Consider the following 24,286-nt stretch of genomic DNA (forward strand, 5'->3'; position numbering starts at 1 on the left):
AATCAGTCAGGCCGCCGGAGTGCCGGCTTGCGACGACGCGTTGGCGAACGCGTCGAGAATCGGCCGCAACGCAGCGCGTTTGAGCTTCAGCGCCGCCTGGTTCACAACGAGGCGCGACGAAATCTGCATGATCTCCTCCACCTCGACAAGATTGTTCGCGCGCAGCGTATTGCCGGAGCTGACGAGATCGACGATCGCGTCGGCGAGACCGACCAGCGGCGCCAGTTCCATCGAACCGTACAGCTTGATCAGGTCGACGTGTACCCCCTTGGCGGCAAAATGCTCGCGTGCGGTTTCAACGTACTTGGTCGCGACGCGCAGGCGGGCGCCCTGGCGCACCGCATTCGCGTAGTCGAAACCCGCGGCCACCGCGACCGACATCCGGCAGCGCGCGATGTCCAGATCGACCGGCTGATACAGGCCGCTGCCGCCATGCTCGAGCAGCACGTCCTTGCCGGCCACGCCGAAGTCGGCCGCGCCGTATTCGACATAGGTCGGCACGTCGGTCGCGCGCACGATGATCACGCGCAGGTTCGCGTCAGTGGTCGGCAGGATCAGCTTGCGCGAGGTCTCCGGGTCTTCCGCGACTTCGATGCCGGCCGCCGCCAGCAGCGGCAGCGTTTCCTCGAAGATACGCCCTTTCGACAACGCGAGCGTGAGCGGCGCGTTCACGGCCGGCGACGCCGAGGTTTGCGGCATCGTGCTCATACTTCGCTCCCCGACACCCGGCGCACCTTCGCGCCGATTGCGTTGAGCTTGGCTTCCATCCGGTCGTAGCCGCGATCGAGGTGATAGATGCGGTCGATCAGCGTCTCGCCGTCGGCACGCAGCGCGGCGATCACGAGGCTCGCGGACGCGCGCAGATCGGTGGCCATTACCTTCGCGCCGGAGAGTTTCTCGACGCCGGTGACGAGCGCGGTATTGCCGTCGATCGTGATGCTCGCGCCGAGCCGGTTCAGTTCCTGCACGTGCATGAAACGGTTTTCGAAGATCGTCTCGACGACCTGCGCGGTACCGTCCGCGATCGTGTTCAGCGCCATGAACTGCGCCTGCATGTCGGTCGGGAACGCCGGGTATTCGGAGGTACGGAACGTGACCGCGGCGGGCCGCTTGTCCATCCGCACGCGCATCCAGTCGTCGCCCTCTTCGACCGTCACGCCCGCTTCGCGCAGCTTTTCGGTGACCGCTTCGAGCAGGAGCGGACGCATCTTGCGCAGCGTCACATCGCCGCCGGCGGCCGCGACCGCGCACAGGAAGGTGCCCGCTTCGATGCGGTCCGGAATCACCGCGTGATGCGCGCCGTGCAGCTTCTCGACGCCCTGGATCACCAGCCGGTCGGTGCCGATGCCGTCGATCTTCGCGCCCATCGCGACCAGCAGGTGCGCGAGGTCGACCACTTCGGGTTCGCGCGCGGCGTTCTCGATGATCGTCTCGCCGTCGGCCAGCACCGCCGCCATCAGCAGGTTCTCGGTGCCGGTCACGGTGATCATGTCGGTGACGATGCGCGCGCCCTTCAGACGCTTCGCGCGCGCTTCGATGAAGCCGTGCTCGATCGTGATCTCGGCGCCCATTGCCTGCAGGCCCTTGATGTGCTGATCGACCGGCCGCGCGCCGATCGCGCAGCCGCCCGGCAGCGACACGCGCGCATGACCGAAGCGCGCGACCAGCGGGCCGAGCACGAGGATCGACGCGCGCATCGTCTTGACCATTTCGTACGGTGCAACGCAGTTCTCGACCTTCGATGCGTCGAGCGACACGCGCCCGTCAGCCGCCTCGACGCGCACGCCCATCTGGCCCAGCAGCTTGAGCATCGTGCGCACGTCCTGCAGATCGGGCACGTTCTCCAGATGCACCGGCTCGGCGCTCAGCAGACCCGCGCACAGGATCGGCAACGCCGCGTTCTTCGCACCCGAGACGACGACTTCACCGGAGAGCGGGTAGCCCCCTTCAATGATGAGTTTATCCATGCCTGTCGGTTCCTGATCGGCCCGGGGCTGGCCCGGAGCTGGCTTGTCTGTGTTCGGCGCGCCGCTCGCGGCGTCGCGCCCTTCCTGAGTAATTCGCACTAAATTTCCAGAGTTACGCGTTCTGCCATTCGGCGGGCGTCAGCGTCTTCATGCTGAGCGCGTGGATTTCCTCGCGCATGCGGTCGCCGAGCGCCGCGTACACGAGTTGATGGCGCTGGATCGGGCGCTTGCCTTCGAAACTCGGCGAGACGATCGTCGCAAAGAAATGCTGACCGTCGCCCTCGACTTCGAGATGCTCGCACGCGAGCCCAGCCGCAATGTACTGCTTGACCTGTTCAGGAGTCGGCAACATAAGAGAAGCTCCTCGTCAGTGGCGCAGCTTGTAGCCGGTGGCGAGCAAGCGCATCGCGACCACGGCCAGCACCACGAAGAAACCGGCGACGATCCCGAGGCTAATCAGCGGGTCGATATCCGACACCCCGAAGAAACCGTAGCGAAAGCCGTCGATCATGTAGAAAAAGGGATTGAGCCGCGACACCTCGCGCCACCCCGGCGGCAGCGTATGGGTCGAATAGAACACGCCCGACAGGAACGTGAGCGGCATGATCAGGAAGTTCTGGAACGCGGCGAGCTGGTCGAACTTCTCGGCCCAGATGCCGGCGATCAGACCGAGCGTGCCGAGAATCGCCGCACCGAAGATCGCGAACAGGATGATGAACCACGGCGCGCTGAAGCTGACCGGCACGAACCAGATCGTCACGATGAACACGCCGAAGCCGACGCACAGACCGCGCGCGCACGCCGCCAGCACGTAGGCGGCGAACATCTCGTAGTGCGACAGCGGCGGCAGCAGCACGAACACGAGGTTGCCGGTGATCTTCGACTGGATCAGCGACGACGAGCTGTTCGCAAACGCGTTCTGCAGCACGCTCATCATCACGAGGCCCGGAATCAGGAAGCTCGTGTACTCGACGCCCGGATAGACCTGCACGTGGCCGCGCAGCGCGTGGCCGAAGATCGTCAGATACAGCAGCGCGGTGATGACCGGCGCGAGCACGGTCTGGAACGACACCTTCCAGAAACGCAGCAGCTCTTTGTAAAACAGCGTGCTGAAACCACTGTAGCCGCTCATGCAAGCCCCTCGATCACTTCCGGACCGTTCATCACCTGAACGAATACGTCTTCGAGGTCGGCCTTGCGGACCTCGATTTCTTCGAATGTACAACCGGCCGCGCGACACTGCGCGAGGATGCGCTCGACGTCGTCGTAGCTGGTCAGACGCAGCAGATGCTGGCGGCCGTTGCCGTTGCCCGCGCCGCTTTCCGCCTCGAGCGGACGCAGCTCGGCGGGCAGCACGCCCTGCGCGAAGCGCACGAACAGCTGCATCCCCGCGAAACGCTGCAGCAGCGTGCTGGTGCGATCGAGCGCGACCACCTCGCCACGGCGCAGCATCGCGATGCGGTCGCACAACGATTCGGCTTCTTCCAGATAGTGAGTGGTCAGCACGATCGTGTGACCTTCGCGGTTCAGACGCGAGATGAACTTCCACAGCGTCTGGCGCAGTTCGACGTCGACGCCGGCGGTCGGTTCGTCGAGCACGATTACCGGCGGCCGGTGCACCAGCGCCTGGGCGACCAGCACCCGGCGCTTCATGCCGCCCGACAGCGCGCGCATGTTGGCGTCGGCTTTGTCGGTCAGGTCGAGATTGGCCATGATCTCGTCGATCCACGCGTCGTTGTTGCGCAGCCCGTAGTAGCCGGACTGGATGCGCAGCGTTTCGCGCACCGTGAAGAACGGATCGAACACGAGTTCCTGCGGCACCACGCCGAGCGCGCGGCGCGCATTGCGGAAATCGCCGACCACGTCGTGACCGCGCACCGCGATGCTGCCTTCGTCGGCGCGCGCGAGACCCGCGAGGATGCTGATGAGCGTCGTCTTGCCCGCGCCGTTCGGACCAAGCAGTCCGAAGAACTCGCCTTCTTCGACCGTGAGGCTGACGCCCTTGAGCGCCTGCAAGTCCTTGTAGCGCTTCTTGACGTTACGAATTTCTATGGCTGACATGACTGTGGGCCGCGTGCGTGGCGGCGCCTAAAGTAGCCCCGGCGGAGCGCGGGGACGAGCAAATGCGGGAAGAAACGGAAATCGTGGCCGATTCGGGGCCAGTTCAACGCCCCAAAAAAACGTTTGATTATAGGGCAAAAACTGACACCCCCGGCCTGGCCGTAAGGGGGGAACGACGCTAGAGGAGCGTCAATGTCGCGCCGACAGAAGAGTATCGACGCCGTAGGCTTGCGCGAGGCTGGCGAGACCAGCCGGCAGATTGACGATTTCGAATTCGACGCCGCGCGCGCCGGCGGCTCGCACCCACGCGAGCAGAACCGCGAGCGCGGACGAATCGAATTGCGTGAGCGGCGCGCAATCGACGCCGCCCGCGCCCGCCGCGATACGTTGCAGACCCGCCGTGAGCGCGGCGGTCGCGCTCTCGTGGGTCAGCGTCGCGCCGCAGTCGAAGCGGTTCGCGACCGGGTTCAGCACTTCGCTCACGACTGCTTGCCCGCGGCGAGTTGCTGGTTACGCTGGGTCAGGAACTGGATCAGCCCGTCCACGCCCTTCTGCTGGACCTGCTCGTTGAACTGCTGCTGATACGCCTGGATCAGCCACGCGCCGAGCACGTTGATGTCGTACACGCGCCAGCCTTGCGGGGTCTTGTACAGACGGTAGTCGAGCTGGATCGGCTGGCCGTTGTTCATCACCACCGAGCGCACCACCGTGTCGGTGTCTTCCGGGTTCATGCGGAACGGCTTGTACTGGATCTGCTGGTCGCGCACCTGGGCGAGCGCGCCCGAATACGTGCGGATCAGCAGCATCTTGAACTGCTCGACCAGCTGGTCCTGCTGCTGCGGCGTCGCGCTGCGCCAGTTGCGGCCCATCGCGAGCTGCGTGGTGCGGCGGAAATCGGTGTACGGCAGGATCTTTTCATTGACCAGACGCGTGATGTGCGAAATGTCGCCTTGCTGGATCGACTTGTCGCTGCGGATCTGGTCCATCACCTGCTGGGTGACGGTCTTGATCAGCGCGTCGGGCTGGCTGGTGTCGACGGTTTGTGCCGACGCCCCGGCGCTCACGAACGAGAACAACGCGGCAAACAACGGAATCAGGAAGAATTTTTTCATATCAAGCCTTGCCTCAAAAATAGTGCAACAGGTTGGACCGACCTTACCACGCGAGTTCGACAGCAATCCATCCGCAAACTGCGAGAGTCGTATCGATCTGTTACGGCTGCACGTTCAACGCAACTTCAACGCAACTTCAAGGACGGGAAATTGAAACGCGTGGGCGGCACGAGCTGGCCGGCCGGAATCTGCGTGTTGGCCGGGGCGCCGTTCTCGTCGTGCGGACCCGCGGCGCTGCCGGACGCGGCCTCGGGCGCCGACGCGCCCTGAACCGGCGTGGCCGCGGCCGCGCGGGAGGCCGGAGCCGTCGTTGCAGCACCCTGCGTTCCCGCCGTGCCGGTCACCGCGCCGGCCGGCGCGGCCGCCGCACCGGCGCCCGCATCTTCATCGTACTTCGGCGGCGGCGCTTCCTCGTCGTAGCTCGGCAGCTCCTGCGGCCCGCGCCGGTTGTTCGACAGCAGATACTGGCGACGCTGCAGAAACGCGTTACGCACGAACGAGTATTTATCGAGCGCGGCACCTTCCAGCACGTCGCTCGCGCCGAGCAGGTTGGCGCGCGTGTTGACCACGTTCAGGCCGTACAGCGCCCAGCTCAGGCCCGGCGGATCGATGTAGCTGATCGGGTTCACGTAGTAGTTGCCGATCGAGCCGATCGCGTCTCGCACCGTGCTCGGCCCGAACAGCGGCAGCACCAGGTACGGACCCGCCGGCACCCCGTAGTGGCCGAGCGTCAGGCCAAGGTCGTTCTCGTGCTTGGGCAGCTTCGCGAGCGTCGCGACGTCGAACAGGCCGCCGACCCCGAACACCGTGTTGATCACGATCCGCATCACGTCCGACACACCGTCGGCGATCCGCAGCTGCAGCAGGTTGTTGGCGGCGATGTAGACGTCGCCGATGTTCGAGAAGAAGTTCGTCACGCTGTCGCGCACCGGCTGCGGGGTGGCCCACACGTAGCCCTTCGCGACCGGCTTCAGTGCGTACTGGTCGATCTTGTCGTTGACGGTGAAGATGGTCCGGTTCAGGCCTTCGAACGGGTCGCCCTTGGTCGGCGTCTGCACGGTCGTGCAACCGGCGAGCAGCGCCGCCGCCACCGCGACCTTGCCGAACTGAACCGCGCGCGCTCCGAGGCGCGCGCCATGCGGGGTGGTCTGCATTGTTGTTCTCCTTATTGGCTGGCGGCGCCAGCGGCCGGCGCAGCGGGTGCCGAAGCGCCAGACTTCGCCGCGCCCGAATCCGCGGCCTTGCTATACAGGAACTGACCGATCAGATTCTCCAGCACGATCGCCGATTGCGTCATCGCGATCGTGTCGCCCGCCTTCAGCATTTCGCTGTCGCCGCCCGGCTCGAGGCCAATGTACTGCTCGCCGAGTAGGCCCGAGGTCAGAATTTTCGCCGAAGTGTCCCTCGGAAACTGGAACTGCTTGTCGATATCGATCGTGACGAGCGCCTGGTACGCGTTGCTGTCGAAGCCGATCGACGCGACCCGGCCGACCGTCACGCCCGCGCTCTTGACCGGCGCGCGGGGCTTCAGCCCGCCGATATTGTCGAACTTGAGCTTGATCGGATAGGTAGCCTGGAACGACAACGAACTCATGTTGCCGGCCTTCAGCGCGAGAAACAGCAGCGCGACGAACCCCAGCACCACGAACAGGCCGACCCAGAAGTCGAGAGCATTCTTTTTCATCGTCATCCTAAAGTGAAGCCGCCGCGCCGCCGCTTGCCACCGTACGCGGCGCTTCATGCGCCGCCGGCAGCCGGCGAACTGCGCGGCCTTAGCTGAACATCAGCGCGGTCAGCAGAAAATCGAGCCCGAGGACCGCGAGCGACGCGTACACGACCGTGCGGGTCGTCGCGCGCGACACGCCTTCCGGAGTAGCCTTCGCCTCATAGCCCTGAAACAGCGCGACGAAGGTCACCGCGAGGCCGAACACCACACTCTTGATCACCCCGGCGCCGATGTCGCGCCACACGTCGACGCCGCCCTGCATCTGCGACCAGAACGCACCGGCATCGACGCCGATCAGCAGCACGCCGACCACGTATCCGCCGAGAATACCGACCGCGCTGAAAATCGCCGCGAGGATCGGCATCGAGATGATGCCCGCCCACAGGCGCGGTGCGATCACGATCTTGACCGGATCGACCGCCATCATTTCCATCGCGGTGAGCTGCTCGCCGGCCTTCATCAGACCGATTTCGGCGGTCAGCGAGGTACCCGCGCGACCGGCGAACAGCAGCGCGGTGACGACCGGCCCGAGCTCGCGCACCAGCGACAGCGCGACCAGCAGCCCAAGCGCCTGTTCGGAGCCGTAGCGGTTGAGCGTGTAGTAGCCCTGCAAACCGAGCACGAAGCCGACGAACAGCCCCGACACCGCAATGATCACCAGCGAATAATTACCGACGAAGTGGATCTGCTTCGTGACAAGACGCGGCCGGCGCAACAACGGGAAGAATTCCAGCACCAGCCGGATGAAGAAACGGGTCGCGTAACCGGCGGTGCCGAGTCCGCTGAGCACCGAGCGACCGATCGCACTGATCATGACTGGCCTCCGCCGATACCGAAATCCGCGGCGAGCGGCGTTTTGGCCGGGTAGTGGAAACGGAACGGGCCGTCCGGCGCGCCGTCGATGAACTGCCGCACGGTCGGATCGGTCGACGCGCGCAGCTCGTCCGGCGTGCCCTCGGCGAGCACCCCGCCATTGGCAAGGAAGTAAACGTAGTCCGCGATCGCGAACGATTCCGGCACGTCATGCGTGACCAGGATAGAAGTCGCGCCGAGCGCCTGGTTCAGCGTGCGGATCAGATTGGCGGTGATGCCGAGCGAGATCGGGTCGAGACCGGCGAACGGTTCGTCGTACATCATCAGTTCGGGGTCGAGCGCGATCGCGCGCGCGAGCGCAACGCGCCGCGCCATGCCGCCCGAAATCTCAGAGGGCAGCAGGTCGCGCGCGCCACGCAGCCCGACCGCGTTGAGCTTCATCAGCACGAGGTCGCGCAGCAGTTCTTCGGGGAGATCGGTGTGTTCGCGCAGCGCAAAGGCGACGTTTTCGAACACCGACATGTCGGTGAACAGCGCGCCGAACTGGAACAGCATGCCCATCTTGCGGCGCAGCGCGTACAGGCCTTCACGCGTCTGGCCGCCGATGTCCTGGCCTTCGAACAGCACCTGGCCGCGCTGCGCGCGCACGAGGCCGCCGATAAGCCGCAGCACCGTAGTCTTGCCGCAACCCGAGCCGCCCATGACCGCGACGACCTGACCGCGCCGGAAGCGCAGGTTCAGATTCGACAGGACGAGCCGGTCACCGTAGCCGAAGTCGACGTCGCGCAGCTCGAGGAGGGTCTCAGCGGAAGAAGGCACCAAACTGACAGTCCTTTTACAGGGAAGGCCGAATTATAGGGCCACCCTGAAAATGCTGCCGTTAGGTGACCCTTCCCTTTAACCAAGCCTGAAGATTATTGCGTAAACGCGTGTTGCAGCGCAGAAACGGCGGCGGCCGGATCGGCGGCTTCGGTCACCGCGCGCACCACCGCTGCACAGCCGACGCCGGTCGCGAGCACGTCCGGCAGCACCTGCAGATCGATCCCGCCGATCGCGACCAGCGGCACCACGCCGTCGAACAGGCGCACGTAGCGCGCGAGCCGCTTCAGTCCCTGCGGCGCGGTCGGCATCACCTTGGTGGTGGTCGGAAATACCGCGCCCAGCGCGATGTAGCTCGGGCGGAAGTGCAGCGCCTTCAGCATCTCGTAGAAGCCGTGCGTCGACAGTCCGAGCCGGATGCCCGCGCCGGCGAGCGCGGCCAGATCCGCCGTATGCACGTCTTCCTGACCGAGGTGCACGCCGTACGCGCCGGCTTCCAGCGCCGCGCGCCAGTGGTCGTTGATGAACACCTGGGCGTCGTGCGCACGGCCGGCCGCCACGCTGCGGGCGATTTCGTGCTTCAGCTCGTCTGCCGGTTCGGCCGCCTTGTGCCGCAACTGCACCGTCTTCACGCCGAAACCGACCACCCGCTCGACCCACTCCGCGCTCGGCAGCACCGGATAGAGGCCGAGTTTGTCCGGGCAGCGCGGGAACGCCTGCGCAGGGGCGGCCGGCAGGCCCAGCAGACGCGGGAAGCGCGCGAGGTCGGACGGGAAGGCGTCGTCGGCGCGGGTTTCGTCGCCGTCGCGCCACGCAAGCGCGAGCACCAGCGCGTCGTGCGGATCGAAACCGCAGTCCAGGAACGCGGCCAGCGCGGCGAGCCAGTCTTCCGCCGGATGGCCTTCCAGCTGGTACTTTTCGCCGCCCAGATGCAGCGTCGCGCGATGCTCGGCGGCTTCCAGCACGCCCGCGCCGTGCGTGAGCCAGCGCGCCATCTGCTCGCCGTGCTGCTGCGCGTCGGCGATCACGATCAGGTCGCCGCCGTTCGGCTGATCCGGCGCGGTCAGGCAGATCCGCCACGGCGCGTGGGTCGGCGGCCAGTCGCCCAGGCGCGCGCGGATGCGCTCCGCCGCTTCGGTCAGTTCATCGGCCGGCGGCCAGAACAGGTCGCGGTCTTTCAACGTCAGAGTCTGCGTCATGCTGCGCTCCCATCCTGATGCCAGAACGGCATGCCGACCACCGGCGTGCTCGCGTGCGCGCTTTCGCGCTCGGCCATCGGCCCGGCCAGATACGCCTCGCGCCCCGCTTCGACGCCGAGCGCGAACGCGCGCGCCATCGCGTCGGGGTGCGTGGCCTGCGATACCGCGGTGTTCAGCAGCACGCCGTCGAAGCCCCACTCCATCACCTGCGCCGCGTGCGACGGCACGCCGAGCCCGGCGTCGACGATCAGCGGCACATCCGGCAGCCGCTCGCGCAGCACCCGCAAGCCGTACGGATTGATCACGCCCTTGCCGGTGCCGATCGGCGCGCCCCACGGCATCAGCGCCTCGCAGCCGGCGTCGAGCAGACGGCGGCCGATCACCAGATCTTCGGTGCAATACGGCAGCACCTTGAAGCCGTCCTTGACGAGTTGCGCGGCAGCCTCGATCAGGCCGACCGGGTCGGGCTGCAGCGTGTAGTCGTCGCCGATCAGCTCGAGCTTGATCCAGTCGGTCTCGAAGATTTCGCGCGCCATGTGCGCGGTCGTCACCGCCTCGGCGACGGTCAGGCAGCCGGCCGTGTTCGGCAGCAGCGGCACGCCGTGGCGCTTGAGCAGATCGAAGAAGCCGGCTTCGGCGTTGCCCTCGTTCATCTGGCGACGCAGCGCGACGGTCACCATGCCGGGGCGCGCCGCGTCGATCGAATCGGACAGCGACTGCAGCGACGGATAGCGCGAGGTGCCGAGCAGCACCCGGCTCGCGAAGGTCTGACCGTATAGCGTGAGTGCGTCGGCGCTCTGTTGAGAAGTCATTTGCATCATCCTGGTTGGCCGTGGCGGGTTTGCATGAAGCTCGTTACCGTCACGGCTTTGCGGCAATGGGTTGGCGGCAGGCTCGCGCTGTCGCGCTCAGCCGCCCGCGACCGGTTGCACGACGTCGAGCCGGTCGCCCGCCTGCAGCGCGCGCGCCGCATGCTGGGTGCGCGCGACGAAATCGCCGTTCAGCGCGACCGCGAACGGCGGACGCGCGCCGTAGGCGGCGAGCGCATCGGCGACAGTCGCACCTTCGGGCAGCGACAACGGCTTCTGATTGATATGAATGTCCATGGTGTTCGAATACGGTTCAATCGGAGGTGAAAGCGGCGACGCGCGCCGCTCAGGCCGGCTTGCGCGCGACATCCTGCTGGAACAGCTCGCTCCAGCGCGCGTCGCGGCGCCAGCCGGCGAAGCCGTCGGCGTCACTGACGCGGCCGTCGAGCAATGCGCCGGCAAAGCGCACCGCTTCGTCGGCGACTTCGGGCGCGATCATATAGCCGTGCCGGTACAGGCCGTTCACGCGCAGCGTGCGCGCGCCGTCCCACAACAGCGCCGGCCGATGATCGGGCAACGTGGGCCGGCACTGCGAATTCAGTTCGAGAATGCGCGCCTCGCCAAAGCCCGGATGCACCGAGAACGCCGCGCTCAGCAACTCCAGCGCCGAGCGCACGCTGACCGGCGACATATCCTCGCCTTCCACTTCAGTGGCGCCGATCACATACAGGCCGTTCTGCTTCGGCGCGATATAGAGCGGATAGCGCGGATGCAGCAGGCGTACCGGCCGCGTCAGTTGCAGGCCCGGCGCGTGCACGCGCGCGACTTCGCCGCGAATGCCGCGAAGCGTCGGCAGCACCGGCTTCGCGCCGAGACCGCGGCAGTCGATCGTGATGCCCGCATCCGGCAGCGAATTCGAATCGACCGGCGTGTTCCAGTGGGTTTGAACGTCGCGCTCGGCCAGTCCCGCGGCCAACGCGGCGAGCACCTGACGGTTGTCGAGTTGACCTTCGCGCGGCAGCAGCCAGCCCTGATTGAAGCGCCCGGCAAGCGCGGGTTCGGCCGCGCCCAACTTCGCGCCCGCCAACGCGACGAAGCCGCCGTCGAGCAACTCGGCCGGCGCATTCGCGCGCACTCGCCGTTCGAACAGCGGCGCCTCGGTCCGATCCGCGTGATGCCAGACGACCAGCGTGCCATTGCGCTGGAAAAACACCGGCTCCGGCAATTCGGCCAGCAGCTTCGGCCAGCTTTCGAGCGAACTGGCACCGAGCCGGGTGATCAGCAATTCGGCGCTCGCGGCTTCGGCGAGCGGCGCGAGCATCGCCGCGGCGACCCACGCGGCGGCCTGCGAACCGGCGGCATCGCCGCGCTCGTACAGCGCCACGCGATGCCCCGCGCCGGCGAGCCGCCACGCGACCAGCCGGCCGCAGAGGCCGCCGCCGAGTACGGCGAAATCGGGTCGGGAGGAACGGTTCATCGCGCGTGCTCCGTTGTGCAATTACTGGAGCGGCAGACAAAAGCGACGCGGCACGGCGCGCCAGCGGCGGCGTGACGGGGAGAACAATACATAGCTGAAGAATAGGCGGTCATCGAGTCCTTTCCGTACGGCTTTGAATACGCACGTACCCAGGACGAAACCGGCGGGTGAAGCCGGCCGGGCACCACGTGCGCACGTCATGTGCGGTCGCCGCCCGGCGGGGAATGGAAGACGGTTGCTTCCGGAAACTTCCCGCGCCGGTATTACCCGGATCGGGTGCAAAGGGTCTCTCTCAGCCTCGCCGCCGCGGATCGGAATCACGCCGGCAGTGTGCGAAGCACCCCTGTTTCGTCGAGAGGCCATTAGACCATAAAAGCCGCGACGCCCGCAAACCAGCGCCCGTACGCGCGTTGCGGGCTCGCGCGGGCGGCCGCGGCGGCGATCCGCACCTTCTTTCGCGGCACCGCTGCGGACGCGCGAGCCGCTCTGGCACAATGCCGTGACCGGCTGCCGCGCGGGTACGATGGGGGCCACGCGGGCGTGGCGAAAATTAATTCCCGCTTAAGGGCGCGCCGCCAGAATCGGCGCTCGCCCGGTCGGCGGGACGCCCGCCCGGCGGCCGCGTCGGCCGAATGCGCAGCGCCACGGCATCGGCACTGCGGTGACGTGCAAGCGGCAGTTGCGCACGCCATCGTCACAGCCTGTTCAGCCTGCGCACCCGATCGGCACTTTGGGCCAGCACTTCATCAGGACGCTCATGACACCACATACTTCCGCCAGCCCCGCGCTGCCGCCCGACGAAAAGGTCTCCGCCTGGAGCCTGATCAAGCCCTACTGGGTCTCCGAGGAACGCTTCGTTGCATGGGGGCTGCTCATTGCGATCGTCGCGATGAACCTGACCATCGTGTGGATCAACGTGCGGCTGAACCGCTGGAGCGCGGATTTCTACAACGCGCTGCAGGCAAAGAACGTCCACGACTTTCCGCATCTGCTGATGATCTTTTCCGGACTCGCGTTCGCGTTCATCATCCTCGCGGTGTACCGGGGCTATCTTCGCCAGATGCTCGGCTTCCGCTGGCGCCAGTGGCTGACCACCCGCTATCTCGACGAGTGGCTCAACGACAGCGCGTTCTACCGGATCGAGCGCGACCGCCTCGCCGACAACCCCGACCAGCGGATCAGCGACGACCTGCAATCGTTCGCGACCACCACGCTGTCGCTGACGCTCGATTTGCTCTCCACGGTCGTCACGCTGGTGTCGTTCATCACGATCCTGTGGTCGCTGGCCGGCGCGTTGAGCATTTCGCTCGGCGGCATGCCGCTGCACATCCCCGGCTATATGGTGTGGGCCGCCGCGCTGTACGCGGTGGTTGGCTCGCTGGTCACGCAGAAGGTCGGCCATCCGCTGGTGCCGATCAACTACCAGGCGCAGAAAGTCGAGGCGGATTTCCGTTTCGGCCTGATCCGGCTGCGCGAGAACGCCGAGCAGATCGCGTTCTACAACGGCATGGAAACCGAGAAGAGCAACGCGCACACGCTGTTCGGCCGGATCCGCGACAACTGGTGGCAGGTGATGAAGTACACCAAGCGCCTGACCTTCGTGCTCAGTTTCTACGGCCAGATCGCGATCATTTTCCCGATCGTGGTCGCCGCGCCGCGCTACTTCGCGGGCGCGTTCACGTTCGGCGTGCTGATGCAGATTTCCAGCGCGTTCGGCACCGTCAGCGATTCGTTCTCGTGGTTCATCAACAGTTATACGAGCCTCGTCGAATGGCGCGCGACCGTGAACCGGTTGCGCGAATTCAAGCGCGTCGTGCATGCGCCGCGTCTGAAGGAATCGGTGTCGCCGGCGACCGAGCACGGCGGCATCAACCTGCATTTCGTCGACAGCAACCAGCTGTCCACCGAAAGCCTGAAGCTCGCGCTGCCCAACGGCAACCCGCTGTCGAGCATCCGCGACATCGCGATCCGGCCGGGTTCGCGCTGGCTCGTGCGCGGTCCGTCCGGCGCCGGCAAGAGCACGCTGATGCGCGCGCTCGCCGGGCTATGGCCGTTCGGCGACGGCTCGATCGACGCGCCGGTCAACGCCCGCATGATGTTCATCCCGCAGGTCAGCTACATGCCGATCGGCACGCTCAAGGCGGCGCTCGCGTATCCGTCGGCGGCCGACACCTATACCGACGCGGAGTGCCGCGAAGCGCTCGTCACCTGCCATCTGTCGGAGTACGCGGACCGTCTGCTGGAAACGGCGCACTGGACCCGCGTGCTGTCGCCGGGCGAGCAGCAGCGCTTCGCCGCCGCGCGCGTGCTGCTGCACAAGCCCGACTACCTGTTCCTCGACGAAGCGACCAGCGCGCTCGACGCGGACAACGAAGCGCGTCTGTATCGACTGTTCACCGAGCGGCTGCCGAAGGCCGCGATCGTCAGCGTCGCGCATCGCGAGACGCTCGCGGCGTTCCATGACGAGACGCTCGAGGTCGAGCGCTCGGGCGAGGCGGTCGCGGCTTGAGCTGCACGATGAGTGGCCCGGCGAGTGGTGCGCGGCGCGAGCGGCCGCCGCACTCGCGCCGCGGGTAAGCCGCGGCAACATCACGAAAGAGTCGAGAAAACTTCGAAAGCATTTGCGAAGCGCGCAAGCTGTTCCGCGCTTTGAAAATGGCCGACGGAAGCAACCATGGTCATGGGGGCTGCGCCTCGCGCCGGCCCTCAGGTCATTTACCGCTCCTTATGACTCGCTGCATTTGCCGACCGAGATCGGGCGCTCCTTCATGACTGCGTTGCCGACCCCGCGCGCGTCCAATGTTTTGCGGACGCTTCGGGCTTGCCCGGCTTGCGACGCGATCCGGGCACCGCGCCCGCCGGCTGCGAAGCGCGACTCGTCTGCAACGCCGCGATCGGATACGGCCGCCGCTCGTTTAGCGACGCGTCGATCCAGTACCTGTCCATCATCGATCTGACATTGATCCAGAACGGCCGGATTGTGGTCACCGCACGCTATCAGACCGCCGGGCTCAGCACCGACCGCTTTTCGTCGGCAGCGGTGAAACTCGACAGCCTGATCGAGAGGATGGTCGTCGACTAGACCGACTTCGCGCGCCAGCCGCCGCAGACACTGCAAACCTAGCGGGGCTATCCGCCGAGCGACTGAGCACCACGCACGCGCGCAACTTGCGCAGTCTTACGGCGGAAAGGAATCGAAAGCACTGCGCGCTTTGTGCGGCTCGCGCGCATCACTAAGATGACCTGAATGAACCCAACCATTCTGATCGTCGACGACGATCCCGTCGTGCGCGATCTCGTCTGCGACTATCTGCAAGGTCGCGGCTTCAAAGTCGCCACGCTCGAAAACGGCGTCGCGCTGCAACGCAGATTGCAGACCGAACGTCCCGCGCTGATCGTGCTCGACATCATGATGCCGGAGCTCGACGGCATCAGCGCGCTGCGCGCGTTGCGCGTCGCCGGCGACGACATTCCCGTGATCCTGCTGACCGCGCGCGCCGATCCGATCGATCGTGTGATCGGTCTCGAACTCGGCGCCGACGACTATCTCGGCAAACCGTTCGAACCGAGCGAACTGGTCGCGCGCATCCGCACCGTGCTGCGGCGTCGCGGCTCGATTGCACCGGGCGCGCCCGAGCAACGCGCGCCGTATCATTTCGGCCGCTTCGAAGTGAATTTCCCGGCGCGCGAACTGCGCCGCGACGGCGAGCGCATCACGCTGCGTTCGAGCGAATTCGCGATGCTGAAGGTGTTCGTCTCGCACGCGATGACCGTGCTCACGCGCGCACAACTGCTGGAAAAACTGCATGGCAATAGCGAAGCGCATCGCAACCGCAGCCTCGACGTATCGATCTGGCGTCTGCGGCGGCTGATCGAAGTGGACCCGTCCGAGCCGCGCTACGTGCAGACGGTCTGGGGACGCGGTTATGTGTTCGTGCCGGACGGCGAGATCGGCGCGGCCGAACGCGGGCTCGCGCCGCCGCTCAACTAGCGCTCGCAACGTCAGCACGCCCAGAAACATTCTGTACCCCGCCAGCCCATCGGCAAGCCGCGCCTTCGCCCGGTTGTTACCAAGCGTTCCACTCGCTTGCGCACGCCTGGATCCGTTTCCCGCCGCGCCGGTTTGCCGGCCCGGATGTAAAAAGGCCGCCATTCCCGTCTCCCGGAATAGCGGCACTCTTTCACTTCAGCGACGCGATCAGCGCATCGGGCCTACCACTTGTAGCCCATACCGGCATTAAAACCGACCTCGCGACCCGTGCTCGATACGCCTGCACCGTAACCCCAACGGCCGTTGCCCGACAGCCCCTTGAAGTTGACGGCAATCGCGCCGTAGCCCTGGTAGCCGCCCACACCCACGCCGAGCGTTTTTTCGCCCGGCCCGAGCGACGGCAGGTAGGTGCCCGACATGGCCATCGCCATCGCCACGCCGGAATACGCACGACGTGCGACGTCATTGACGTTGTTCTGGACACCTTGCAATTGCGACATGTTCACCGCGTCGGTCGAATTGACACCCGGGGCGACGTTCGTCAGGCGGCGCTCGTTACCCGGCGAGCCGATCGAGACCGTATTGGTTTCGCTCGCAACCGAGTTAGCGCCAAGCGCCACCGAGTTCGCCGCAGTTGCCTGAGCGTTGTTGCCGAGCGCAACCGAATTCGATCCCGAAGCGACCGCGCCTTGTCCCGTTGCCGTCGAACCGGACCCGGAGGCCACCGCGCCCTGTCCCGTCGCGGTTGCATTGTCACCCGAGGCGAGCGTGCCCTGGCCGAGCGCGGTGCTGTTATCGCCCGTAGCCTGCGCGTTCTGGCCGTCGGCCTTGGAGTTATTGCCCGACGCGATCGCGGCCTGACCGTTCGCGGTCGAATTTTCGCCCGACGCGGTTGCGCCCTGGCCGAGCGCCGTCGAATTGCTGCCGGAGGCTGTCGCGTCCTGACCGGTTGCGGTCGAATTGCTGCCAGAGGCGAGCGAGTCCTGCCCGGTTGCCGTGGCGTTGTCGCCCGAGGCTATCGATCCCTCGCCGGTTGCCGTCGAGTTGCCGCCCGACGCGTCGCCGCCCGGAGACGCGCCGGCCTGGTTCTGCCGATCGATGATGTTTTCGATCGATGTGTTGATCGTATTGATCTGCTGTTGAACCCCATCGACCTGTTGCTGAACCGAGAACAGCTGGCTGCCGTTCACGGCGTCCTTGCTTGTCGCGGAAACCACGCCAGCCGCGATGTTCGTCAGCACCTGCGCCGGCCCCGGATTGGCACCCGTATATCCGGCGGCCACAAGCGCATACGCGTTGTCCGTGTCGGTGAGCTGCACCGGGCCGGAGACGCCGTTCGCAATGCTGGTGCTCAGGCTGGCGAAGTTGTTCGCCACGTCGCCGAGACCGGTCGACAGCGAAGCGACGTTCTCGTTGGTAGTGATCAGGCCTGTCGAGAGGGATGAGACGCTTTCGTTGGTGGTGCTCAGGCCGGTCGATAGGGACGAAAAGTCGTTCGCCATCGAGGTTGACAGGGTTGAGAGGTTGCTGTCGGTCGTGCTCAGACCCGTCGATAGGGATGACAGGCCGCTCGCGGTTGAAGTCGACAGGTTGGTGAGGTTGCTGTCGGTTGTGCTCAGACCTGTCGATAGTGACGACAGGTTTTCGGCCGTTGATGTCGACAGGATCGCGACGTTACTGTCGGTCGTGCTCAGGCCCGTGGACAGTGACGACAGGCCCTCGGCTGTCGATGTCGACAGATTGAACAGTTGCGAACCGCTCACCGCATCCGTGCTCGTCGCGCTCACCGCGCCATCGGCCACTCCCGTCAGCGTGCGTGCGCCAGCCGTACCGGTGATGTCCACCGAGTTGCCGCCCGTGGCCGATCCAACGGTAATCGCGCCCGTTACTGCATCTTGCCGGACCAGGCCGACTTCACCCGTATTGATCTGTTGCGCCAGGTTCGTGACCGACGTCGACAGGTTGGTAACGTCGTTGTTCGTCGTGCTCAGCCCCGTCGACAGACTCGCCACGTTGGTGTCGGTCGTGCTCAACCCCGTTGACAGCGACGACAGGCCCTCGGCTGTCGACGTCGACAGACCGAACAGTTGCGAACCGTTCACGGCATCCATGCTCGTCGCGCTCACCGCGCCATCGGCCACCCCGGTCAGCACGCGTGCACCAGCCGTACCGGTGATGTCCACCGAGTTGCCGCCCGTTTCCGATCCAACGGTGATCGCGCCGGTCACTGCATCTTGCCGGACCAGACCGACTTCCCCCGTATTGATCTGTTGCGCCAGGTTCGTGACCGACGTCGACAGGTTGGTAACGTCGTTATTCGTGGTGGAGAGACCGGTCGACAGCGATGACAGGCCATCGGCCGTCGATGTCGACAGATTCGCGACGGTGGTGTCGGTCGTGCTCAGGCCCGTCGACAGCATTGCTACGTTGCTGTCGGTCGTGCTCAGCCCCGTCGACAGGGACGACAGGCCCTCGGCTGTCGACGTCGACAGACTGAACAGTTGCGAACCGTTCACCGCATCCATGCTCGTCGCGCTCACCGCGCCGTCGGCCACTCCCGTCAGTGTGCGTGCGCCAACAGTGCCGGTGATATCCACCGAGTTGCCGCCCGTTTCCGATCCAACGGTGATCGCGCCGGTCACTGCATCTTGCCGGACCAGACCGACTTCCCCCGTATTGATCTGTTGCGCCAGGTTCGTGACCGACGTCGACAGGTTGGTAACGTCGTTATTCGTGGTGGAGAGACCGGTCGACAGCGATGACAGGCCATCGGCCGTCGATGTCGACAGATTCGCGACGGCGGTGTCCGTCGTGCTCAGGCCCGTCGACAGCGACGACAAGCCACCGGCGGTCGAAGTCGACAGACTGAAAAGTTGCGCACCATTCACTGCATCCGTGCTCGTGGCGCTCACCGCGCCGTCGGCCAACCCCGTCAGCACGCGTGCACCAGCCGTACCGGTGATGTCCACCGAGTTGCCGCCCGTGGCCGATCCGACCGTGATCGCGCCGGTCGCAGCATCTTGCCGGACCACACCGATTTCACCCGTGTCGATCTGCTGCGCCAGGTTCGTGACCGACGTCGACACGTTGGTAATGTCGGTGTTCGTCGTACTCAAACCCGTGGACAGCGACGACAGGCCATCGGCCGTCGACGTCGACAGATTCGCGACGGTGGTGTCGGTCGTGCTCAGACCCGTCGACAGCGACGACAGGCCATCGGCCGTCAACGTCGACAGATTCGCCACGGTGGTGTCCATCGTGCTCAGACCCGTCGACAGCGACGAGAGGCCATCGGCGGTCGAGGTCGACAGACTGAAAAGTTGCGCACCGTTCACTGCATCCGTGCTCGTGGCGCTCACCGCGCCGTCGGCCAACCCCGTCAGCACGCGTGCACCAGCCGTACCGGTGATATCCACCGAATTACCACCCGTGGCGGATCCGACCGTGATCGCGCCGGTCACAGCATCTTGCCGGACCACACCGATTTCACCCGTGTCGATCTGCTGTGCCAGGTTCGTGACCGACGTCGACACGTTGGTAATCTCGGTGTTCGTCGTGGACAGACCCGTGGACAGCGACGACAGGCCATCGGCCGTCGATCTCGACAGACTGAACAGCTGCGAACCATTGACGGCATCCGTGCTAGTCTCGCTCACCGTTCCGGCCGCCACATTGACGATCGAGCGCTCGCTACCCACCGTACCGACCGACACGGTGTTAGCCTGGTCGGCAATCGAGCCCGTGCCTAGAGCGAGCGAGCCATCCGCGGAGGCAGTAGCGTTCTTACCCAGAGCGACCGAACCATCCGCGGAGGCAGTAGCGGACTTACCCAGTGCCGTAGAATTCGAACCGCTGGCGTACGCGGTCTGACCCAACGCGACCGACTGAGCACCGGTCGCCCATGTGTTGGCGCCCACTGCCACCGATTGCGCCCCAGTAGCCGTTGCGCTATCCCCCAGCGCGGTTGAAGACCCGCCTTTGGCGACAGCCGCCTGTCCCAGCGCGGTGTTCAGACCGGTCCCGTCGCCGCCCGCAATAGCTGGGAAGCTACCCCCTTGCGTGGCAGCATTCGTCCCCGTCGTAACACTCACGGTCCCGTTACCGCCAATGGACATGTTGTTCGCCCATCCCGCGGTCGGCGCCAGACCGGCCGCCGCAATGGCCGCGGCAACGGCAATGGTTTTCACTTTGGCTTTGCTCTTTTTGCCGCGCGCCCTTGCGTGCTCCGATGCGGCGACCCACGCACCTAGCGCTTCATTCCAAATACTGATATACGACTTATTCATCGACTTACCCCGAGAAGATAATTATCAAATGGCACGACGCACTTAACCACAAGACGATTTAATCGATGCTCGAGCCGGCAACCAAATCAACTCAAAAATTGACTGGCTAGATCGCCAATACTTTGATGTGCAAAAAACCATCCAGCCCTTAATCAGCCAGGCAGATTATGTGGTAATCATCTAAATTTTCTACAACGCCCGCCTCGCAAATACACGAGGCAGAATCAGCGAAACCGAAGGAATTGCAGATGCGCCGTAATTTTTTACAATAACTTGCCGTCAAGCAGAGCAAGCACTCGAACGAATATTCTTAGGCTCTGTACGGTTATTGCGTTACGACCTCCGACTCATAAACTCTCAACGTCACTCGCACCGATAAAAGATATAAAATTAATATCACCAAGTGACTAAAGAATATCATGTCACCGCTTATAACTATCAAAGCAAGTGTAAAATCGTACCGGTCCGACTATGCATATGTCGAATCTAATTTCCTTTAGGTTCAACGAAAAACATGCAAAACACGAGAATATAATTTTTAATAGGCAAAATAGCCGCAGCCTAATTCCTTCGGGCAAACGGCCATAAACACGTTCTTTCGAACGAACCCGAGGCAACCCCAAGCAGCCGTGGACTACCATTCAGAAGTCAACAAGCCGCAACCAGTCTGACACCGCCCACAAGGGGCTCAAACGCGATCCGCGTCTCGCGGTGCTAGAGTAAGCAGCGGAGCACCAGCGGCAACAGTCCGCCATGCAACTCCCCGCGCGATACACCGTAAGCATTGGTAAGGAGCCCCCCAATCGTGCGCCGGGCGCCCCAGTCTAGAATTTGGCCATGAATCCACAGGTCCTTATCGTCGACGACGATCCGGTCGTACGCGATCTTCTCTGCAAGTTTCTGCAATCGAACGGCTTCGACGCGTCCGTGCTGCACGACGGCACCCATCTGCAGCGCCGTCTCGAGCGCGAACGTCCGTCGGTCGTCGTGCTCGACATCATGATGCCGAACACCGATGGCCTGCGTACGCTGACCGCGCTGCGCGCCGCCGGCGACGACATTCCGGTGATTTTCGTGACCGCGCGCGGCACGGTGGCCGACCGCATCGTCGGGCTGTCGCTCGGCGCGGACGACTACCTGACCAAGCCGTTCGATCCGCGCGAACTGCTCGCGCGCATCCAGACCGTGTTGCGCCGACGCGGGCCGCCCGCCACCAGCGCGCCGGAAGCGCGCAAGCGTTACCGCTTCGGGCCGTTCGAACTCGACTTCGCGACCCGTTCGCTGACCCGCGACGACACCCGGCTGCCGCTGCGCGACAGCGAATTCGCACTGCTGAAAATCTTCGTCAACAACCCATACAAGGTGCTGTCGCGCGTGCTGATTCACGACCTCGTGCATCGCGACAACCTTGCGTTTCGCGACCGTAGTCTCGACGTGCCGATCTGGCGCCTGCGCCGCGTGATCGAGAACGACCCGTCCAATCCGTGCTACGTGCAAACGGTGCGCGGCAAAGGTTATGTGTTCGTGCCCGACGCCAACGGCAGTACGCCCTTCGAAGACGAGGCCGCGCCCGGCGCATGAGAAATCCGCTGAACACGCTGTTCGGCAGAATGGCGTTGCTGTCCGCAGCGGTGCTGTTCGCGATTCAGGCGAGCTGGTTCGTGCTAGTGTCCATGCAACCGCCACGCCATGAAATGGACGGCTTCGCGCGCGGCATTCTGCTGGTGCTGCAGGCCATCAACGGCGAACCGCTGAAGGGCGCCGCGCTCGCGCCCGCGATGCGCGTGCATCTGGTGCCCACCTGGAACATGCCGGCCAGCGTGAATCTGCACGAACCGAAAGAACACATGCTCGGCGAGCTGAGCCGGCATCTGCGCGAAAACCTGCCGCCCGGCACGCAGATCGCCGTCGACGACATGCGCCCGCCGCAACTGTGGGTGCTGTTCCCCGGCAAGTCGAACTGGGTCGTCGTGCCGGTCGACGTGCCGCCGCCGCCGCGCTTCCGGCTCGAAGCGATCTCGATGCTGTTCGCCGCGCTGATCCTGTCGCTGTTCGCGGTGTGGCAGATGCAGCGGCCGCTGTCGCGGGTGGCCGACGCGTCGCGCGCGTTCGGCGCCGGTGGCCGCCCCGAACCGGTGCCGGTGCAAGGTCCGCGCGAATTGCGCGAGCTGATTGGTTCGTTCAACGACATGATGCGGCGCCTGAACGAAGCCGGCGACGACCAGGCGGTGATGCTCGCCGGCGTCGCGCACGATTTGAAAGCGCCGCTCACGCGCCTGAAGCTGCGCGCGAGCGTCCTGACCGACGAAAGCGAGCGCGCCGGCCTGATCCGCGACGTCGATTCGCTGACCAACATCGTCCAGCAGTTCCTCGAATTCGCGGGCCAATCGGCCGATGCCGGGCCGCCGGTCGAAGTCGACGAATTCCTGCGCGAGCAGTTTTCGTCCGGCGATCACGTCGGCATTAGCGAAACCGTCGACGCAACCGAAGCGACCGAAGCCGCCGGCGGCACGGATAGCACCGGCACCGCCGACGCACCGTTGTTCGCGCTCGATCTGCGCGCCGGGCCGTCGTTCAGGCTGCCGCGCACGCTGCTCGACCGGCTGGTGACGAACCTCGTCGACAACGCGCTCGAACATGGAATGCCGCCGGTCGAAATCGCGACCGGGCGCACCGACTGTCACTGGACCATCAGCGTTCGCGATCACGGTGGCGGCATTCCGGACGAGCGCATCGCCGCCGCGATGAAACCGTTCGTGCGCCTTGACGCCGCGCGCGGCGGCGAAGGCCATTGCGGGCTCGGTCTGGCGATCGTCGCGCGGCTCGCACACGATCGCGGCGGCCGCTGCCACGTGCGCAATCACGCGGGAGGCGGGCTCGACGTGCGGATCGAATTGCCGCTGGCGACAGTGGCATCGTGAGAAAAGAAGGGGAAACCGGCGCGAACGGAAAAGCAGCCTTTCACGCGTGCCGCGCAGCACACCGCGCACCGGCTCAGCGCAAAGAACGGCAAGCGCTGGTCAATGCACCAGCCGACTGCGCAACGAATCGACCTGCGTCTGCGACAGACCGAGACCCAGCGTCAGATAGTTCGCCATCGTGCCGTAGCTCGCCTGCACCTGATCGAAGCCCGCCTGCAGATAATTTTCGTCGACGGTCAGCAACGGCGTCTCGGCCATCGCGACGGCCTCGCCCTGCTGCGCGCGGAGCAGGGCGGTGCGCGCGGCGATCGATCGTGCAAGGTAGACGTTGCTCAGCAGATAGTCCTGCATGATCACATCGAGCGGCACGTTGGCGATGCCGAGCAGCAGCGCCGCAACCCAGCCCGCGCGATCCTTGCCCGCGCTCGAATGGAACAGTTGTGCTCCGGTGCCGTCGGCGAGCGCGCTGAGTAGCGCGCCGAATGCCTCGCGCTGCGCGCCGCCCGTCACATAGGCGCGCGCCTGCGCCTGCATGAAGCCGGCCGCGGCCTCGGGCGTGTCGAGCGCCGGCGTCATGAAGTCAGGGGTGCCGAGCACATTCAGCGTCGACGAGGTCGCGCCGAGCGGCAATCGATCGGCGCTGCGGGCGATTTCGGCGGGCGTGCGCAGATCGTAGACCGCGACGATGCCCAATTTGTCGAGCGTGGCCGCGTCGGTGCCGCTTAGCGTCAGCGCGTTCGCGCGATAGAACACGCCGCGGCGCATCTGCTTGCCGTCGACGGTCAGGTAGCCGGCGCCCGCGCCGCCGAGATCGCGGAAATTGCTGACCGACGCGAGACGCGGGGTCTGCGGCTGATCGGCTTCGAGACTACCGCCGCAGGCGGACAGCAGCGAACCGCCGAAGCCGGCCGCGAGCAGCGCGCCGGCCGAGCCGGCCGTACCTCTCAGGAAGCGTCGCCGCGAAGTCGAGACCGCCTGCGCGGCCGTCGCCGCAACGCGGGCGCCCGCGGGCACGGTCGTGCTCGCGGCAACGCGCAATGGCGAACGGGATTTCGCGGTCGAGGGCATCGGGAACGGTGGTGAAAACCGGGGATTAACGGGCCAA

The 24,286-nt window shown here is 65.3% G+C and carries 21 protein-coding genes, 1 pseudogene and 1 riboswitch; of the genes and pseudogenes, 5 read left to right on the plus strand and 17 right to left on the minus strand.

The genetic code is table 11. The annotated features are described in order from the left end of the window. Nucleotides 1–6 precede the first annotated feature (6 nt). The 15 genes from hisG to LJ656_RS28170 all read right to left on the minus strand — a co-directional run bounded on the left by hisG (nt 7) and on the right by LJ656_RS28170 (nt 11,983). The gene (gene hisG, locus LJ656_RS28100) at nt 7–708 is read right to left on the minus strand and encodes an ATP phosphoribosyltransferase (protein WP_230512790.1); all 702 of its coding nucleotides are present in this window, start codon (nt 706–708) and stop codon (nt 7–9) included. Beyond that, entirely contained in the window at nt 705–1,967 is a 1,263-nt protein-coding gene (gene murA / locus LJ656_RS28105; RefSeq protein WP_230512791.1) for a UDP-N-acetylglucosamine 1-carboxyvinyltransferase, read from the minus strand. The genes hisG and murA overlap by 4 nt, the downstream gene beginning before the upstream one ends. Nucleotides 1,968–2,079: 112 nt before the next feature. After that, nucleotides 2,080–2,319 carry a BolA family protein gene (locus tag LJ656_RS28110; protein WP_075303214.1) on the minus strand — a complete coding sequence of 80 codons (240 nt, stop codon included), beginning with the start codon at nt 2,317–2,319 and terminating at the stop codon, nt 2,080–2,082. A gap of 15 nt (nt 2,320–2,334) precedes the next feature. Continuing rightward, nucleotides 2,335–3,099 (minus strand): ABC transporter permease, encoded by a 765-nt coding sequence (locus LJ656_RS28115; protein WP_230512792.1) that lies wholly within the window; start codon nt 3,097–3,099, stop codon nt 2,335–2,337. Next, on the minus strand, nt 3,096–4,028 hold the full coding sequence (locus tag LJ656_RS28120) for an ABC transporter ATP-binding protein (protein ID WP_230512793.1): 933 nt from the start codon (nt 4,026–4,028) through the stop codon (nt 3,096–3,098). Before LJ656_RS28120 ends, LJ656_RS28115 begins: the two co-directional genes overlap by 4 nt. 189 nt (nt 4,029–4,217) lie before the next feature. Next, on the minus strand, nt 4,218–4,511 hold the full coding sequence (locus tag LJ656_RS28125; protein ID WP_230512794.1) for an STAS domain-containing protein: 294 nt from the start codon (nt 4,509–4,511) through the stop codon (nt 4,218–4,220). Then, nucleotides 4,508–5,140 carry an MlaC/ttg2D family ABC transporter substrate-binding protein gene (locus LJ656_RS28130; RefSeq protein ID WP_230512795.1) on the minus strand — a complete coding sequence of 211 codons (633 nt, stop codon included), beginning with the start codon at nt 5,138–5,140 and terminating at the stop codon, nt 4,508–4,510. The genes LJ656_RS28125 and LJ656_RS28130 overlap by 4 nt, the downstream gene beginning before the upstream one ends. Before the next feature lie 125 nt (nt 5,141–5,265). Next, nucleotides 5,266–6,294, minus strand: coding sequence for an MlaA family lipoprotein (locus tag LJ656_RS28135; RefSeq protein ID WP_230512796.1), 1,029 nt, complete (start codon nt 6,292–6,294; stop codon nt 5,266–5,268). A gap of 11 nt (nt 6,295–6,305) precedes the next feature. Then, a complete protein-coding gene (gene mlaD / locus LJ656_RS28140) occupies nt 6,306–6,824 on the minus strand; it encodes an outer membrane lipid asymmetry maintenance protein MlaD (RefSeq protein ID WP_230512797.1) in 519 nt (172 codons plus the stop codon). Between the two features lie 88 nt (nt 6,825–6,912). Continuing rightward, the gene (mlaE, locus tag LJ656_RS28145; protein ID WP_230512798.1) at nt 6,913–7,680 is read right to left on the minus strand and encodes a lipid asymmetry maintenance ABC transporter permease subunit MlaE; all 768 of its coding nucleotides are present in this window, start codon (nt 7,678–7,680) and stop codon (nt 6,913–6,915) included. After that, entirely contained in the window at nt 7,677–8,498 is an 822-nt protein-coding gene (locus tag LJ656_RS28150) for an ABC transporter ATP-binding protein (protein WP_230512799.1), read from the minus strand. The genes mlaE and LJ656_RS28150 overlap by 4 nt, the downstream gene beginning before the upstream one ends. Nucleotides 8,499–8,593: 95 nt before the next feature. Further along, nucleotides 8,594–9,697, minus strand: a complete 1,104-nt coding sequence (gene thiE, locus LJ656_RS28155) for a thiamine phosphate synthase (protein WP_230512800.1) — start codon at nt 9,695–9,697, stop codon at nt 8,594–8,596. Continuing rightward, nucleotides 9,694–10,509: a thiazole synthase gene (locus tag LJ656_RS28160; protein WP_230512801.1), complete on the minus strand. Its 816-nt coding sequence runs from the start codon at nt 10,507–10,509 to the stop codon at nt 9,694–9,696. The genes thiE and LJ656_RS28160 overlap by 4 nt, the downstream gene beginning before the upstream one ends. A gap of 96 nt (nt 10,510–10,605) precedes the next feature. Beyond that, nucleotides 10,606–10,803, minus strand: coding sequence for a sulfur carrier protein ThiS (gene thiS / locus LJ656_RS28165; RefSeq protein ID WP_075303282.1), 198 nt, complete (start codon nt 10,801–10,803; stop codon nt 10,606–10,608). Between the two features lie 49 nt (nt 10,804–10,852). Then, entirely contained in the window at nt 10,853–11,983 is a 1,131-nt protein-coding gene (locus LJ656_RS28170) for an FAD-dependent oxidoreductase (RefSeq protein WP_230512802.1), read from the minus strand. A gap of 232 nt (nt 11,984–12,215) precedes the next feature. Continuing rightward, a riboswitch (TPP riboswitch) is annotated at nt 12,216–12,338 on the minus strand. 402 nt (nt 12,339–12,740) lie between these two features. Here LJ656_RS28170 and LJ656_RS28175 point away from each other — a divergent pair. From LJ656_RS28175 to LJ656_RS28185, 3 genes and pseudogenes are all read left to right on the plus strand, one after another. Further along, the gene (locus LJ656_RS28175; protein ID WP_230512803.1) at nt 12,741–14,492 is read left to right on the plus strand and encodes an ABC transporter ATP-binding protein/permease; all 1,752 of its coding nucleotides are present in this window, start codon (nt 12,741–12,743) and stop codon (nt 14,490–14,492) included. A 330-nt stretch (nt 14,493–14,822) separates the two neighbouring features. Then, nucleotides 14,823–15,107: pseudogene (locus tag LJ656_RS28180) on the plus strand (hypothetical protein); the annotation flags it as partial. A gap of 123 nt (nt 15,108–15,230) precedes the next feature. Beyond that, entirely contained in the window at nt 15,231–15,974 is a 744-nt protein-coding gene (locus LJ656_RS28185) for a response regulator (protein WP_230512804.1), read from the plus strand. A gap of 221 nt (nt 15,975–16,195) precedes the next feature. Here the strand turns inward: LJ656_RS28185 and LJ656_RS28190 are convergent, their stop codons facing one another. Further along, nucleotides 16,196–20,260: an ESPR-type extended signal peptide-containing protein gene (locus LJ656_RS28190; protein ID WP_230512805.1), complete on the minus strand. Its 4,065-nt coding sequence runs from the start codon at nt 20,258–20,260 to the stop codon at nt 16,196–16,198. A gap of 837 nt (nt 20,261–21,097) precedes the next feature. Here LJ656_RS28190 and LJ656_RS28195 point away from each other — a divergent pair. Together LJ656_RS28195 and LJ656_RS28200 are read left to right on the plus strand one after the other, a co-directional pair. Then, nucleotides 21,098–21,841: a response regulator gene (locus tag LJ656_RS28195; protein ID WP_230512806.1), complete on the plus strand. Its 744-nt coding sequence runs from the start codon at nt 21,098–21,100 to the stop codon at nt 21,839–21,841. Continuing rightward, nucleotides 21,838–23,181, plus strand: a complete 1,344-nt coding sequence (locus tag LJ656_RS28200) for an ATP-binding protein (RefSeq protein WP_230512807.1) — start codon at nt 21,838–21,840, stop codon at nt 23,179–23,181. Before LJ656_RS28195 ends, LJ656_RS28200 begins: the two co-directional genes overlap by 4 nt. Nucleotides 23,182–23,280: 99 nt before the next feature. On the opposite strand, the gene LJ656_RS28205 is transcribed toward LJ656_RS28200, so the two are convergent. Then, nucleotides 23,281–24,249, minus strand: coding sequence for a tyrosine-protein phosphatase (locus tag LJ656_RS28205; protein WP_230512808.1), 969 nt, complete (start codon nt 24,247–24,249; stop codon nt 23,281–23,283). Between the last annotated feature and the right edge of the window lie 37 nt (nt 24,250–24,286).

The organism is Paraburkholderia sejongensis (assembly GCF_020880815.1).
GTDB lineage: Bacteria > Pseudomonadota > Gammaproteobacteria > Burkholderiales > Burkholderiaceae > Paraburkholderia > Paraburkholderia sejongensis.

What these genes read in the sequence shown, in the direction of transcription:
- hisG (WP_230512790.1), bottom strand. Translation starts at nt 708, where the DNA reads ATGAGCACGATGCCGCAAACCTCGGCGTCGCCGGCCGTGAACGCGCCG.
- murA (WP_230512791.1), bottom strand. Translation starts at nt 1,967, where the DNA reads ATGGATAAACTCATCATTGAAGGGGGCTACCCGCTCTCCGGTGAAGTC.
- LJ656_RS28110 (WP_075303214.1), bottom strand. Translation starts at nt 2,319, where the DNA reads ATGTTGCCGACTCCTGAACAGGTCAAGCAGTACATTGCGGCTGGGCTC.
- LJ656_RS28115 (WP_230512792.1), bottom strand. Translation starts at nt 3,099, where the DNA reads ATGAGCGGCTACAGTGGTTTCAGCACGCTGTTTTACAAAGAGCTGCTG.
- LJ656_RS28120 (WP_230512793.1), bottom strand. Translation starts at nt 4,028, where the DNA reads ATGTCAGCCATAGAAATTCGTAACGTCAAGAAGCGCTACAAGGACTTG.
- LJ656_RS28130 (WP_230512795.1), bottom strand. Translation starts at nt 5,140, where the DNA reads ATGAAAAAATTCTTCCTGATTCCGTTGTTTGCCGCGTTGTTCTCGTTC.
- LJ656_RS28135 (WP_230512796.1), bottom strand. Translation starts at nt 6,294, where the DNA reads ATGCAGACCACCCCGCATGGCGCGCGCCTCGGAGCGCGCGCGGTTCAG.
- mlaD (WP_230512797.1), bottom strand. Translation starts at nt 6,824, where the DNA reads ATGAAAAAGAATGCTCTCGACTTCTGGGTCGGCCTGTTCGTGGTGCTG.
- mlaE (WP_230512798.1), bottom strand. Translation starts at nt 7,680, where the DNA reads ATGATCAGTGCGATCGGTCGCTCGGTGCTCAGCGGACTCGGCACCGCC.
- thiE (WP_230512800.1), bottom strand. Translation starts at nt 9,697, where the DNA reads ATGACGCAGACTCTGACGTTGAAAGACCGCGACCTGTTCTGGCCGCCG.
- LJ656_RS28160 (WP_230512801.1), bottom strand. Translation starts at nt 10,509, where the DNA reads ATGACTTCTCAACAGAGCGCCGACGCACTCACGCTATACGGTCAGACC.
- thiS (WP_075303282.1), bottom strand. Translation starts at nt 10,803, where the DNA reads ATGGACATTCATATCAATCAGAAGCCGTTGTCGCTGCCCGAAGGTGCG.
- LJ656_RS28170 (WP_230512802.1), bottom strand. Translation starts at nt 11,983, where the DNA reads ATGAACCGTTCCTCCCGACCCGATTTCGCCGTACTCGGCGGCGGCCTC.
- LJ656_RS28175 (WP_230512803.1), top strand. Translation starts at nt 12,741, where the DNA reads ATGACACCACATACTTCCGCCAGCCCCGCGCTGCCGCCCGACGAAAAG.
- LJ656_RS28185 (WP_230512804.1), top strand. Translation starts at nt 15,231, where the DNA reads ATGAACCCAACCATTCTGATCGTCGACGACGATCCCGTCGTGCGCGAT.
- LJ656_RS28190 (WP_230512805.1), bottom strand. Translation starts at nt 20,260, where the DNA reads ATGAATAAGTCGTATATCAGTATTTGGAATGAAGCGCTAGGTGCGTGG.
- LJ656_RS28195 (WP_230512806.1), top strand. Translation starts at nt 21,098, where the DNA reads ATGAATCCACAGGTCCTTATCGTCGACGACGATCCGGTCGTACGCGAT.
- LJ656_RS28200 (WP_230512807.1), top strand. Translation starts at nt 21,838, where the DNA reads ATGAGAAATCCGCTGAACACGCTGTTCGGCAGAATGGCGTTGCTGTCC.
- LJ656_RS28205 (WP_230512808.1), bottom strand. Translation starts at nt 24,249, where the DNA reads ATGCCCTCGACCGCGAAATCCCGTTCGCCATTGCGCGTTGCCGCGAGC.